The sequence below is a fragment of the Solwaraspora sp. WMMA2101 genome, from assembly GCF_049179175.1.
Classification (GTDB): domain Bacteria; phylum Actinomycetota; class Actinomycetes; order Mycobacteriales; family Micromonosporaceae; genus Micromonospora_E.
This window is the reverse complement of the sequence record NZ_JBMHMA010000006.1, coordinates 4,457,274-4,470,234: the sequence shown is the minus strand read 5'-3', so window position 1 is coordinate 4,470,234 and position 12,961 is coordinate 4,457,274. Positions and strand designations below refer to the sequence as shown.

Sequence of the window (12,961 nt, the reverse complement as noted above, 5' to 3'; positions counted from 1 at the left end):
GGACCTGACCAGGTGGACGGTCCCGGCGGACCGGACGTCGACTCAGCCGGCCTGGCTGGCGATGCCGAACCGCACCCCGCCGTCGTCGTCGACGGCCGCGTCGAGAGCCTTGTCCTGCAGCATGGCGGCGGCGTCGGGGTCGAGAAAGACCCGGGCACCGGAGGAGTCCACCACCTGGTCACCGGTGTCCGGCTGGTCGGCGAGGGTGAGCGTGAGCGAACCTGCGGTCGGGTCGGCGGCGATCCGCAGTCCGGCGCTCTCCGGCGCCTGCTGCTGCGCGGCGATCTCCCGGATCACGAACACGGCGTTGTCGGTCATGGTCAGCATTGCGACTCCTCGGCTGGTTATGGTCACCGGCGGGCGTGCCCGGCACGCGACACCACACGATCGGCGTGCGGCGGGATCGGGATCTGCGGGATTTCTGACGGCGCGGCGGACAGGGCGCGGCGGGCGGTCAGGGCGGGCGGCGGAAGCTCCAGGTACTGGGTCGGTCGGCGGCCGTCTGCCACCCACCGTGCCCGACATCCGCCGGCCCGTCAAATTTCCCCGGGTGATCCCGGCGTTTCCCGCGCGACTCCTCGACGCTCGCCGCGCGGCGGCCGGCACTCGCCGGGAACGCTCAGCGCTCCTCGCGGAACAGCACGTGGCGGCGCAGCACCGGGTCGTACTTGCGTAGCACCAGCCGGTCCGGATCGTTGCGGCGGTTCTTCCGGGTGACGTACGTGTAGCCGGTGCCTTCGGTGCTGCGCAGCTTGATCACCGGGCGGAGGGCGGTCTGTCGGGCCATCAGATCCGCGCTCCCTTCGCCCGCAGGTCGGCGACGACGGCCTCGATGCCGCGACGGTCGACGGTCCGCATGGCTCCGGCGGTGAGGGTCAGGGTGATCCAGCGGCGCTCGGCGGCCAGCCAGTACCGGTGCCGTTGCAGGTTGGGTCGCCACTGCCGGCGGGTGCGCCGGTGCGAGTGGGACACGGCGTTGCCGAAGCTAGGGGTGGCGCCGGTGACGTCACATCGTCGGGACATGGACACTCCTGTGATAATGGGAATCGTTATCATTAGAGCGTAGCACCGCGACCGGGACGGCCCCGTCCAACCGGTAGCCGACCCCGTGGATGGTGCGCACCACGGGCAGGTCGTCACCGAGCTTGGCGCGCAGCCGCCGCACGTGCACGTCGACGCTGCGTGGGCCACTGCACCGGTGCCCCCACACCTGATCGAGCAGCTGTTCCCGGGTGAAGACCTGTCGGGGGCGACCAGCCAGGCAGAGCAGCAGGTCGAACTCGCGCCGGGTGAGCGCGATCTCGGCCAACCCCAGGAACACGGTCCGCGAGTCCGGGTAGATACGCAGCGCGGCGGGATCGACCAGCTCGACCGGTCCGGCCGGGTGGGTACCGGCGGCGGGCGGCTCGTCGAGCAACCGCTCGAGCAACGCGATGAGGCGGAGTCGTACGTCGGCGTCCATCCCGCTATAATGACAACCATTTTCAAGTACGTCGAGGGGAACGTGAATGCCGTCACCGCTCGCTCCGGCCGGCCGTACCGCCCGGCCACCCGCCGACATCCGCCCGGCGGTCACCGTCCTGACCGGCTTCTGGCCCGCCGCCACGATGGCCGTCGCCCGGACCCTGCTCGCCGCCGACCCGAGCCTGCTGATCGTCCGCCACGACCTCAGCGGAGTACGCGACGGCACCGTGCACCGGGTCGTCCGGGACGGCACCGGGATCGTCGAGGACGTCCGCGTCGATCTCGTCCACGGCTGCGTCTCCTGCACCCTGCGCGAGGACGTCCTGCCCACCCTGGCCCGGCTCGCGACCGACCGGCCCGGCAGCGACATCGTGCTCGTCCTGCCCGAGGTCGTCGAACCCGAAGCGGTCGCCGCCGCCTGCCGGCACTGCCGCGTCGGCGGCGCGGCCATCGACGACCTCGTCCGGTTCGACTCGTACGTCACCGTGGTCGCCGCCGAACACCTGCTCGACGGCCTGATCAGCACCGACGACCTGGTCCACCTCGGTATCCACGCCGCCCCCGACGACCACCGCGCGCTGGCCGACGTCATCGCCCGGCAGATCGAGTACGCCGACACGGTGGTGCTCTGGGGTGAGGCCGACGGCGGCGACTTCGAAACCCACCGGCTCGGTGTCCTGCTGCACCGGATGGCCCCCTGGGCGGTCCACCTGCGCGCCGGCGACCAGCCGGTCGTCGACGCCGGCTGGCTCGCCGCCCGACTGCGGCACACCGCCCGGCACCGTCCGGAAACCCCGGACGTGCTCACCCGTGGCATCGAGGGCTACACCCTCGGTGTGCACGAGCCGGTCGCCGACTGCGGCATCGTCTCGGCGGTGTTCCGCGCCCGGCGGCCGCTGCACCCGGGCCGGCTGCACGCCGCACTGGACGACCTGACGGCGGAGGCGCTGCGCTCGCGCGGCCACATCTGGCTGGCCAGCCAGCCGGAGACCGTGCTCGGCTGGGAAAGCGCCGGTGGCGGCCTCGGCCTACGCACCCTCGGCCCGTGGCTGGCCGCCGTACCCGACGCCGAGTGGGAGCAGGCCAGCGCGCAGCGGCGACTGGCCGCCGCGATGGAGTGGGACCCCTACTACGGCGACCGGCACCAGCACCTGGTCTTCGTCGGCGTCGACCTCGACCCCGCCGGCCTGCACCGACGGCTCGCCGCCTGCCTGCTCACCGACGCCGAGCTCGCCGACGGCGAAGCCGGCTGGCGGGCCCTACCGGACCCGTTCACCGGCTGCTGAGCCGCCCTGGGCACACGGGCAAGGGCCGGACCCTGGGTACGGGGTCCGGCCCTTGCAGATGCCGTGCTGCTCCGTGGTGCCTGTTGCGGTCAGCTGTTCCAGTGCTGGGCGACGAGTTCGGCGGCCTGGGTCTCCCACTGGGCGTAGTGGTCCGGGTACGCCGACACCTGCACGGTCTGCGCGGCCTCGGTCAACGGCATGTCCTGCCAGCCGTCGACGGCCTTCAGCCCGTTGAGGAACGCGGTGGTCGAGTACTCGACGTCGGTGATCTGCTCCACCGTGCCCCAACCCGACGACGGCCGCTGCTGGAACAGGCCCTGCGAGTCGTGGTCGTTACGGTCACCCAGGTGGCCCAGGTTCTCCAACTTCGACTCCTGCAGCGCGGTCGCGATCGCGACCACGGCGGCCCGCTCGTCCATGCCGGCCTTCTTCGTGGCGGCGATGATGCCCTTGACGTTGTCGGTCTGCTCGCCCGACAGGGTGATGCGGGACTGTTCGCCCTGCACACCGTGCGGGATCAGCTTGGCGGTGTCGACACTGCCGCTGTCGCTCGCGGCTGCTGCGGCGGGTGCGGCCAGGGCGGTGGGGGCGTGGTCGGCGGCCAGGGCGGGGCCGGCGATCGCGCCGCCGGCCAGGGTGAGACCGGCGATGCCCAGAGCGGTGGTGCGCAGGCTGGTGGCCAGGGTGCGGGTGATGATCGTGGTCATAGGGGGTCCACCTTCCGTTTCCGAGGGGGCACACCCGCCACCCGGGCCCCTCAAGCGTGCCGGGGCGGGCGGTCGTGTGGGGTGTGCGGTAAACGGTCGTCCGGGTGGTACGGGGACGCGGCGGCGGCTTCTCGCCCGCTCGGGGCTGGCCTTCCGTGCGTCGCGACCATGTACAACCACGCGGGCCGGCCGGCCATTCCCCGCCCGGGGCCCGGTCCATCGGCCCGGGGTGCCGGCCTGACATGTCACCGTCCGTTACGGCACCCCAGAGGGAGATCTGTCCGGGCGATATACCTCAGAGGAATGATTATTCCCCTGGGGAATACTGCGCTACCGCAGTACCGGTCCGCCAGGACGCCCAGGCAGGTTGGAACGGGCAGGCCTGCCGGGGCCTTCCAGGCCTGCCAAGAGGTGGTCGTGGCGTGGCATGCTGCTGACCATGTGTGTGCGGAGCGGCCGATGACCGTGGTGTCCGTCATCAACTACAAAGGTGGCGTCGGGAAGACCACGCTCACCGCCAACATCGGCGCCGAACTGGCGTACCGGGGGCACCAGGTCCTGATGATCGACCTGGACCCGCAGGCGAGCCTGACGTTCTCGTTCGTCGAACCGACCGGGTGGGAACGGGAACTGGCCGACGAACGGACGATTCTGCAGTGGTTCGGTGACGTGCTCGACGGTGGCGGTGCCGCACCTCTGGACCGGTACGTGTACACCCCGCCGACTGTCAACGAGGTGATCAGCCAGGCCGGGCCGGGACGTCTCGACCTGGTGCCGTCACATCTGATGCTCACCGATGCCGATCTGGACTTCGCGGCCAGTCTCGGCGGCTCCCGGTTCCAACACGGCAGTCCGCGCTTCCTCGCGCTGCACCGGGCGCTCGCCGACGCGCTGGCCGCCCCGGCCTTCGCCGGATATCAGGTGGTCCTGGTCGACTGTCCGCCGAATTTCACTATGGTGACCCGGACCGGAATCGTGGCCAGCGATCACATCCTGATCCCGGCGCGCCCCGACTACCTGTCCACCCTCGGCATCGATTATCTGCGCAAGAAGGTCTCCGAGCTGGTCACCGACTACAACCGGGTCGCCGTCGGCAAAGCCGACCAGATCAGCCCGGAGATCCTCGGCATCGTCTTCACGATGGTGCAGTACACCGGTCACGGCCCACTGTTGGCGCTGCGCAACTTCATCGGTCATCCCGCCACCATCGAGATCCCGCGCTTCCAGCAGATGATCCGGGACAGCAAGACCGTGTTCGCCGCCGCAGGCGAGCAGGGGCTGCCGGCGGTGCTGATGCCGGATGCGAACATCAACGTCCAGTACGAGCTGCAACAGCTCACCAGTGAGTTCCTCGCCAAGATCCGCCCGTAGGAGTCCGTCGTGACCAGCCCCGCCGACCTGTCCCACGCCGTCCTGATCCGGGTCGCCGATTTCCTGCGTAGCCTGACACCGGATCAGCTCGCCGCGCTCGCCGACGGCAACGCTGCGCTGTCCGTCACCGGCGCGTCGACACCGGCGGAGTCGGCGTCGACACCGGCGTCGTCCGTACCGCAGCCGCCGCCCGCCCGGCGGACCCGCAGCACGGCCGCGAAGGCACCGACCGTCGTCGACACCGAACGGATCCGCGCCGATCTGGCTTCGATCGACGACCGGGTGGCCGCCGGCCGGTACCTCGACGATCTGGGGCTGAAGGTCGCCGAGTTGCGGACGTTGGCCGCCGAACTCGGCGTGGCGCTGCCCAGCCGGGCGACCAAGGCCACCATCGGCAAGAGCATCGTGCAGGCGACGGTGGGGCGCCGGCTCACCTCGGCGGTCCTGAGCCGCCCGGCCGCCGGCGGCTGAGGCTCAGCTGTCCAGTTGACGGCGTACCTCGTCGAGGACCTGGGCCCAGTGCGCGGCCGGCGCACCCGCGCGCAGCTGGCCGGCGAGATGCTCGGCGAGCTGACGGGCGACCCGGTCGGTGAACTCGGGCTGGTCGTCGGTCGCGCCGGACGTGGCCGGGCGCGGTGCCGCCAACGGCATCGGCTCGCCGACGCAGACCACGTCCAGATGTCCGGTGGTCCGGGTCAACGCGACGTACAGCATCCGGTGGCCACGGTCGTCGTCGGCGACGATCTGCTCCGGCTCGACGACCACCACGGCGTCGAACTCCAACCCCTTGGCCTCGGCCGGACTGACCAGGTTGATCGCCGACCCGAGGTCACCCTGCTGGGCGCTGCTCCAGGTCACCTCGTTGTCGGCCAGGGCCGCCTCCACCTCGCGGCGGCAGCGCGGCGGGCAGACGATGCCGACGAACGCGCCCTTCTCGGCGTGCGCCGTGGCGACGGCGACGACCCGGCCGGCCCGTTCGGTCAGCCCGACCCGGTGCACGCCGGGCTCGGCCGGCCCGTCGCGGACCACCTCCGGCGGGGTCACCTGCGGCGCGGCGACCGGCAGCAGCTGGGCGGCGAACTGGTACGCCTGCCGGGGCACCCGGTAGCCGTACCGTAGCGGCGCGACCCGTACCGGGTGGGTCGCCGGCAGGTGCCGGGTCACCTCGTCCCAGCTGTCACGGGCCCAGGCCCCGGTGGACTGGGCCAGATCGCCGAGTACGGTGCACGACCCGGTGCGGCTGCGTCGGGCCACCGCCCGCAGCTGCATCGGCGACAGGTCCTGCGCCTCGTCGACCACCACGTGTCCGTACCGGCGCTGCGGTGCGCCGTCGATGAGATGGTCCAGCTCGTCGAGCAGCGGCAGGTCGGCGGCGGACCAGACCTCCTCGGAGATGCGGTCGGCGCCCCGGCGGTGCAGCAGGGCCAGCTCCTCGGTGGTGAACCCGGCGTCGTCGGCGGCCCGCAACCGGGGCCGGGAGGCGAGCAGGCCACGCAGGAACACCGGCGGGGTCTGCTGCGGCCAGAGCCGTTCGACCAGGTTGGCCAGCGCCGGTTCGCCGCGCGGGTCGACCCCGGCCCGGTCGTGGACCAGGTCGGCGAGCCGGTCCCGGAACAGCTGCCGGCGGCCGCTGTACGGCAGGTCGGCGGCTGCTGCGGCGTCCAGCGCCGCCTGCACCTGCTCGCCGGGCAGGGTGACGAACCGGCTGCCGAGCAGCAGCCGCTCCGCCGGATCGGGGGTGCCGATCCGGTTACGCAGGGCCCGGTCGAGCAGCCCGGCCATCCGGGCGTCCCCCTTGAGCCGGGCCACCGCCGCCGGTTCGGCCCGGCCCCGCCGTACCGCCGGGGCGAGCCGGCTGATGTCGCGCAGCTCGACCTCGGCGTCGCCGAGGCCGGGCAGCACCTGGCTGATGTAGCGCATGAACGTCGGATGCGGCCCGACCACCAGCACGTCGTCGGCGGCCAGGTCGGCGTGCTGGAACAGCAGCCAGGAGACCCGGTGCAGGGCGATCGCGGTCTTGCCGGTGCCGGGCCCGCCCTCGACGACGAGCACCTGGTCCAGCGGGGAACGGATCAGTTCGTACTGGGCGGCCTGGATGGTGGCGACGATGTCGCGCAGCGTCCCGGTGCGGCCCCGGGCCAGCTCGGCGAGCAGGTGGGCGTCGACCCCGGCCGCGCCGCCGGGCTCCGGGCCGCCGGCCGCTGCGGCCACGCCGGCGGCGATCTCGGCGAACAGTACGTCGTCGAGGTGCTCGATGGTGTTGCCGGTGCACCGGTAGCTGCGTTTGCGGACCAGGCCCTGCGGGTCGTCCGGGCTGGCCGTGAAGTAGCGGGCGGCGGCCGGTGCCTGCCAGTTCACCACCAGCGGATCGGCGCTGCCGTCGGCGCTGATCAGGTGCCGGCCGAGGTACAGCGCGGGGCCGGAGTCGGCGTCGATGCGGCCGAACGCGACCGCCTCGTCGGCGTCGCCGAGGGCCCGGGCGGCTGTCGTGGCGTACTGGCGCAGCCGGGCCGCCGCCGCCTTGTCGGCGCCGCTGCCGGCGAGCGCGTCGAGCCGGGTGCGGCGGCGGTCCCGTTCGGCGGCGGCGGCGTCGAAATGCTCCTGCTCGGCGGCGATCTCCGCGGACATGTCGGCCATGGGCGTCCCTCCCCAGGTCGGCAGGCTCGCCACACCGTACCGGCCGGTGCCGCCGCCCGGCAGCCCCGGCTCCGACCTATTCGGCGGCCAGCGAGGTGACCACGGGTTGCCGTAGCGCGCGGCGGGCCGGCAGCACCGAGGCGACCAGGGCGGCGACCGCCGCGCCGGCGACGATCACGCCGAGCTGTGCCCATGGCACCTGCAGCGCGAAGATCCCGTCCTCGGCGTTGTTGAGGACGGCGAGCGCGCTCAACGCCCCGGCCACGCCGATCGCGATGCCGCACGCCGTACCGCTGACCGCGGTCAGCACCGCCTCGGTGGCGAGCATCCGACGTAGTTGCCCCCGGGTCAGGCCGACCGCCCGCAGCAGGGCGTTCTCCCGGGTCCGTTCGACGACCGACAGGGTGAGGGTGTTGGCCAGGCCGAGCAGTGAGATGAGGATCGCCAGGGCCAGCAGGGCGAGCACGAACTGCAGGACCGTGTCGACGGTGCTGGTGCGTGATTCGGCGTACGCGGCCCGGTCGACGAACGTCACGAACGGGTAGCTGACCACGATCGACTCCACTGCCTCGCGGGCAGCCTGATCGTCGACGCCGGTGGCCGGGTCGAGCTGCACCAGCCAGGTGTCGACGCCGGGGTAGGCGGCGGTGACGTCCTCTTCGACGGCCAGCACCGTGGCGGGGACCGGCTGGTCGCCGCCGGGCGGGTCGGCGAGGACCGCGACGACGACGGCGTCGCGGGCCTGCCCGACCGGCCGGACCTGATCAGCAGGATCTGCAGCATCTGCCGGGTCCGGTTCCAGGCGGATCCGGTCGCCGACGGCGTACCCGGTCGCCTCGTTGACGATCACCCGGCCCGGGCCGAGTTCGCGGACGTCCCCGTCGACCACCGTCAGTTCCGCCTTGGCCAGCAGGTCGGGGTGGGCGGCGGCCACGTCGAAGCCGCCGGGTGCCCCGTACACCTCGGCGTCCGCGAACACCACACCGAGTTCCGGCAGGTCACGCAGCCGATCGATCAGCTCCGGCGGCACCGGGTCCAGATCGGACTGTACGACGAACCCGGTTCCGATCCGGGTGTCGACCTCCCGCTCCACCGCCCGCTTGACGCTGTGCGCGCCGACCGCGAACGAGGTGACCAGGCCGATGCCGATCACCAGGGCCATCGCGGTGGCGGCGGCGCGGCGCGGGTTGCGGACCGCGTTGGCGACCGCGAGCCGGGCGGTCGGCCCGGCGGCCCACCCGGTCAGCCGGCCGAGCCCCCGGGTGACCGCCGGCACGATCAACGGGCTGGCCAGCACCAGGCCGAGGAAGGTCAGGATGCCACCGGCGACGACGACCAGCAGGTCCTCCAGCCGAGCGGCGACGACCAGCCCGAGCACGCCGACGGCGATCAGCAGCAGGCCGGTGCCGAGCCGCAGCCGGCCGACCGGGCGGGCGACGGTCAGTGCCGCGTCGGTCAGCGCGGCGACCGGCGGTACGGCGGTGCCGCGCCAGGCCGGCAGCAGCGCCGCGCCGACGGTGACGCCGACGCCGCAGATCAGGGCGACCGCGACGGTACGCAGGCTGACCACGGTGCCGCTCGGCGTACCGGCGCCCAGCTCGGCGTAGAGCTGGCGCAGGCCGGCGGCGGCCACCACCCCGAGCAGCAGTCCCCAGACCGCGCCGATCAGCCCGACGGCGGCGGCCTCGACGATGCCGGCGCGGAACAGTTGCGCCCGGGTGGCGCCGACGAGCCGCAGCAGCGCGGTCTCCCGGGTGCGTTGGGCGAGCAGGATGGTGAAGGTGTTGGCGATGACGAAGCCGGCGACGAAGACCGCGATCGCGGCGAACGCCAGCAGCAGGCGGGTGAACTGCTCACCGTTGCCGACCGTGTGGTCCAGCGCGTCGGCGCGCAGTTGTGCACCGGTGCGGGTGACGACGTAGCCGCCGACGGCGGTACGCAGCCGTTGCGCCAGTTCGGCCTGGCCGACGCCGGGTTCGGCGACGACCAGCACCCGGTCCAGGTCGGTACGGCCGATGAGCCGGCGGGCGTCGGCGTCGACCATGCCGAGCAGCGCGCCACCGGAGTCGACGCCGGTGCCGGCGACGTCGACCAGGCCGACCACCTGCAACGGCTGCGGCTGCCGGTCGGCGGCGGCGACCCGGATCTGGTCGCCGACGGCGATGTCGCGGCGGTCGGCGGTCCGGGCGTCCAGCACGGTCTCGCCGGGCCGTTGCGGCAGCCGACCGGCGGCCAGCGGCAGACCGGCGAGTCGGGGGTCCGCCGGGACGGTGACCATGCCGTTCATGCCGGGAATGGACTGGTCGTCCGGGCCGAGCAGCCCGATGCCGAATGAGCTGAAGGTGCCTTCGGCGGCGGCGACCCCGTCGACCTGTCGGACGGCGTCGACAAGGCCGGTCGGCAGGATCGCGCCGTCGATGTCGGGTGCGCCGGCCACACCGGGCGGTACGTCGAAGTCGCGGGTCAGTTCGACGTCGACGAAGCGGTCGAGCAGGCCGGCGCGTTCCTCGGTGGCGGCGGTCAGCCCGTCGGAGAAGATCAGGGTGCCGGTGACGAAGCCGACGCCGAGGACGATCGCCAGCGAGGAGAGCAGCAGTCGGGTGGCGTTGGCGCGCAGGGAGCGCAGGGTGAGCCGCAGCATCTCCGGTTCACCTGCCCGCGTGGGCGTCGCGCCCGGCGGAGTCCAGGCGGGACATCACGTCGAGGATGGCGTCGACGTCGGGGCGGTCCAGGTCGGTGACCCGGCGGCCGTCGGCGAGGAAGGTGACCCGGTCGGCGCGGGTGGCGGCGAGCGGGTCGTGGGTCACCATCACGACGGTCTGGCCGAGCTGGTCGACGGCGTCACGCAGCAGCCGCAGCACCTCGGCGCCGGAACGGGAGTCCAGGTTGCCGGTCGGTTCGTCGGCGAAGATCACCGCCGGGCGGGTGATCAGGGCGCGGGCGACGGCGACCCGCTGCTGCTGCCCGCCGGAGAGTTCGGCGGGGCGGTGGCCGAGCCGGTCGGTGAGCCCGACGGCGGCCACCACCTGCCGCAGCCAGTCGCTGTCGATCCGGCCGCCGGCGATCGCCACCGGCAGGGTGACGTTCTCCAGGGCGGTGAGGGTGGGCAGCAGGTTGTAGCGCTGGAAGACGAAGCCGATCCGGTCGCGCCGCAGCATGGTCAGCCGGCGGTCGTCGAGCCGGGTGATCTCGGTGTCGCCGATCCGGACGGATCCGGCGGTGGGGCGGTCCAGCCCGGCGAGGCAGTGCATCAGGGTCGACTTGCCGGACCCGGAGGCGCCCATGATGGCGTGGAACTGGCCGGTGGCGAAGGCGATGTCGACGCCGTCCAGTGCGGTGACCGCCGCCGCACCGTTGCCGTACACCTTGGACAGGCCGGTGGCGGTGACCGCTGCCGCGGTCGAAGTGATCGTTGACATGCCGGTAACGCTAGGGACGCGGGCGGTGCGCGGCGTCCGCCGTTCTACGTCACTTCCGGGTCCGTCGCGGGTCGCACTCCGGGGCCGGCGTACGCCTCAGGTCGTACTTCCGGGGCGGATCAACCCCGTCTCGTACGCCAGCACGACGGCCTGGACCCGGTCCCGTAGCCCCAGCTTGGCCAGGATCCGCCCGACGTGGGTCTTGACGGTCGCCTCGGCGACGGTGAGCCGGCCGGCGATCTCTGCGTTGGACAGCCCCTGGCCGAGCAGCAGCAGCACTTCACGTTCCCGGTCGGTGAGCCCGTCGACGGTGGGGGCGGCCGACCCGGCGGTGACCAGCTGCCCGGCGAAGCGGTCCAGCAGTCGGCGGGTGATCCGGGGCGCGACGACCGAGTCGCCGGCGGCGATCACCCGGATCGCGGCCAGCAGCTCCTCCGGTGGGACGCTCTTGAGCAGGAATCCGCTCGCCCCGGCCTGCAGTGCGGCGAAGGCGTCGGATTCGGTGTCGAAGGTGGTCAGCACCAGCACCCGGGGGGTGGGCCCGGTGGCGCAGATGCGCCGGGTGGCTTCGACGCCGTCGAGGACCGGCATCCGTACGTCCATCACGACGACGTCGGCGTCGACGGTACGCAGCAGCCGCAGTGCCTCGGCGCCGTCGCCGGCCTCGCCGACCACGGTCATGTCGCCGGAGTAGTCGAGCACCATCCGGAAGCCGGCCCGGACCAGGGCCTGATCGTCGACGAGGACGACCCGGATGGCAGCGCCCGGGGCGGCGGCGGAGCCCTCGGTCGCCGGGCCGCCGGCGGTCGTCGCGCCGCCGGTCATGCCGCCGCCGCCAGGCTCAGCGGGATCGACGCGCGGACCTGCCAGCCGCCGTCGAGCCGCGGGCCGGCGGTGAACTCGCCGCCGTACAGTCCGGCCCGCTCGCGCATGCCGATCAGACCGTGCCCACCGGCCGGCAGCGCGGCGGCCGGCAGCGGCAGCGGCAGCGGGGTGACGTTGGTCAGCGCGGGCGTCGCTGCCGCCCGCCGGCCGCCGTCGTCGACCACCTCGATGGTGATGGCCTGCCGGGTGTACGTGATCGACACCCGCGCCGTGGCCCGCTCCCCTGCGTGTTTCAGGACGTTGGTCAGCGACTCCTGCACGATGCGGTAGACGGCGAGGGAGACCCCGTCGGGCACCTCCGGCGCGGTGCCGGTCACCGCGAACTCGACGGCCAGCCCGGCGCCCCGGGCCTTCGCCACCGCCTCGCCCACCTGGTCGAGGGCGCCGCGCGGGCGTTCCACCACCGCTTCGGCGGAGCGCTCCGGATGACGCAGTACGTCGATCAGCTGCCGCATCTCGCCGAGCGCTTCCCGGCCGGTGGCACCGATCGTGGTCAACGCGGACCGGGTGCGTTCCGGGTCGCGGTCGAGGGCGAACCGGCCGCCGTCGGCGTGCACGATCATGACCGACAGCGAGTGGGCGATGATGTCGTGCAGTTCGCGGGCGATCCGGCCGCGTTCCTCGACGACGGCGATCCGGGCCAGGTGGTCGCGTTCGCGTTCGGCGGTGGCGGCGCGTTCCTCCAGGCTGAGTACGTACAGGTGCCGGATCCGCACGGTCAGGCCGAGCAGCGTCACCCCGATGGTGACCGAGGCGGCCAGCGTGAGGATGTACTGGTCGAGCCACGGCTGGCCGGGGCCTGACGGGCTGAGCAGTACGGCGGCCGCGAAACAGCCGAACAGGGTGACGCCGAGGGCGGCGAACCCGACCCAGGCGCGGCGGGCGTACTTCACCACCGAGTAGAGCGCGACGAAGATCGCCACGTCGTGCGGCAGCAGGGTGAAGGTGTCGCCGGCGAGCAGTTGGGCGGCGGCGAGGCCGGCGACCACGGCGAACGTGGCGACCGGGAAGCGACGACGGGCGAACAGCGGCAGCGCCATCAGGACCCCGTGCACGATGCCGATCGTGCCGTACGCGCCGCCGGCGATCACCGACGCGGAGCCGACGACGGCGACGATGGCGAGGTCGAACAGCAGGTCACGGCCGCGCCGCAGCCAGCGCGGGAGGACCGGCGTGGGCATCGACATGCTGC

At 73.1% G+C, this 12,961-nt stretch carries 13 protein-coding genes; 3 read left to right on the top strand and 10 right to left on the bottom strand.

Annotated elements, in window-relative coordinates:
- Nucleotides 1–42: 42 nt before the first annotated feature.
- From ACN28F_RS21335 to ACN28F_RS21320, 4 genes are all read right to left on the bottom strand, one after another.
- Nucleotides 43–327 (bottom strand): HesB/IscA family protein, encoded by a 285-nt coding sequence (locus ACN28F_RS21335; protein WP_289209688.1) that lies wholly within the window; start codon nt 325–327, stop codon nt 43–45.
- Between the two features lie 292 nt (nt 328–619).
- Nucleotides 620–787: a 50S ribosomal protein L33 gene (gene rpmG / locus ACN28F_RS21330; RefSeq protein WP_282223713.1), complete on the bottom strand. Its 168-nt coding sequence runs from the start codon at nt 785–787 to the stop codon at nt 620–622.
- Entirely contained in the window at nt 787–1,023 is a 237-nt protein-coding gene (gene rpmB, locus ACN28F_RS21325; protein ID WP_289209687.1) for a 50S ribosomal protein L28, read from the bottom strand. The genes rpmG and rpmB overlap by 1 nt, the downstream gene beginning before the upstream one ends.
- Nucleotides 1,007–1,462, bottom strand: coding sequence for a winged helix-turn-helix domain-containing protein (locus tag ACN28F_RS21320; RefSeq protein ID WP_421359400.1), 456 nt, complete (start codon nt 1,460–1,462; stop codon nt 1,007–1,009). Before ACN28F_RS21320 ends, rpmB begins: the two co-directional genes overlap by 17 nt.
- Before the next feature lie 46 nt (nt 1,463–1,508).
- Between ACN28F_RS21320 and ACN28F_RS21315 the strand changes: the two genes are divergently transcribed.
- Nucleotides 1,509–2,750: a CobW family GTP-binding protein gene (locus tag ACN28F_RS21315; protein WP_289209685.1), complete on the top strand. Its 1,242-nt coding sequence runs from the start codon at nt 1,509–1,511 to the stop codon at nt 2,748–2,750.
- 89 nt (nt 2,751–2,839) lie between these two features.
- On the opposite strand, the gene ACN28F_RS21310 is transcribed toward ACN28F_RS21315, so the two are convergent.
- Nucleotides 2,840–3,433, bottom strand: coding sequence for a hypothetical protein (locus ACN28F_RS21310; protein ID WP_421361461.1), 594 nt, complete (start codon nt 3,431–3,433; stop codon nt 2,840–2,842).
- 483 nt (nt 3,434–3,916) lie between these two features.
- Between ACN28F_RS21310 and ACN28F_RS21305 the strand changes: the two genes are divergently transcribed.
- Nucleotides 3,917–4,828, top strand: a complete 912-nt coding sequence (locus ACN28F_RS21305) for a ParA family protein (RefSeq protein WP_289209684.1) — start codon at nt 3,917–3,919, stop codon at nt 4,826–4,828.
- Between the two features lie 9 nt (nt 4,829–4,837).
- Nucleotides 4,838–5,299, top strand: coding sequence for a hypothetical protein (locus tag ACN28F_RS21300; protein ID WP_289209683.1), 462 nt, complete (start codon nt 4,838–4,840; stop codon nt 5,297–5,299).
- A 3-nt stretch (nt 5,300–5,302) separates the two neighbouring features.
- On the opposite strand, the gene ACN28F_RS21295 is transcribed toward ACN28F_RS21300, so the two are convergent.
- The 5 genes from ACN28F_RS21295 to ACN28F_RS21275 form a co-directional block, all read right to left on the bottom strand.
- Nucleotides 5,303–7,465 (bottom strand): HelD family protein, encoded by a 2,163-nt coding sequence (locus ACN28F_RS21295; RefSeq protein ID WP_289209682.1) that lies wholly within the window; start codon nt 7,463–7,465, stop codon nt 5,303–5,305.
- A 76-nt stretch (nt 7,466–7,541) separates the two neighbouring features.
- On the bottom strand, nt 7,542–10,106 hold the full coding sequence (locus tag ACN28F_RS21290) for an ABC transporter permease (RefSeq protein ID WP_421359397.1): 2,565 nt from the start codon (nt 10,104–10,106) through the stop codon (nt 7,542–7,544).
- Between the two features lie 7 nt (nt 10,107–10,113).
- The gene (locus ACN28F_RS21285) at nt 10,114–10,884 is read right to left on the bottom strand and encodes an ABC transporter ATP-binding protein (protein ID WP_289209680.1); all 771 of its coding nucleotides are present in this window, start codon (nt 10,882–10,884) and stop codon (nt 10,114–10,116) included.
- 96 nt (nt 10,885–10,980) lie between these two features.
- Nucleotides 10,981–11,709 (bottom strand): response regulator, encoded by a 729-nt coding sequence (locus tag ACN28F_RS21280; RefSeq protein WP_289209679.1) that lies wholly within the window; start codon nt 11,707–11,709, stop codon nt 10,981–10,983.
- Nucleotides 11,706–12,956 carry a sensor histidine kinase gene (locus ACN28F_RS21275; RefSeq protein WP_421359395.1) on the bottom strand — a complete coding sequence of 417 codons (1,251 nt, stop codon included), beginning with the start codon at nt 12,954–12,956 and terminating at the stop codon, nt 11,706–11,708. Before ACN28F_RS21275 ends, ACN28F_RS21280 begins: the two co-directional genes overlap by 4 nt.
- Between the last annotated feature and the right edge of the window lie 5 nt (nt 12,957–12,961).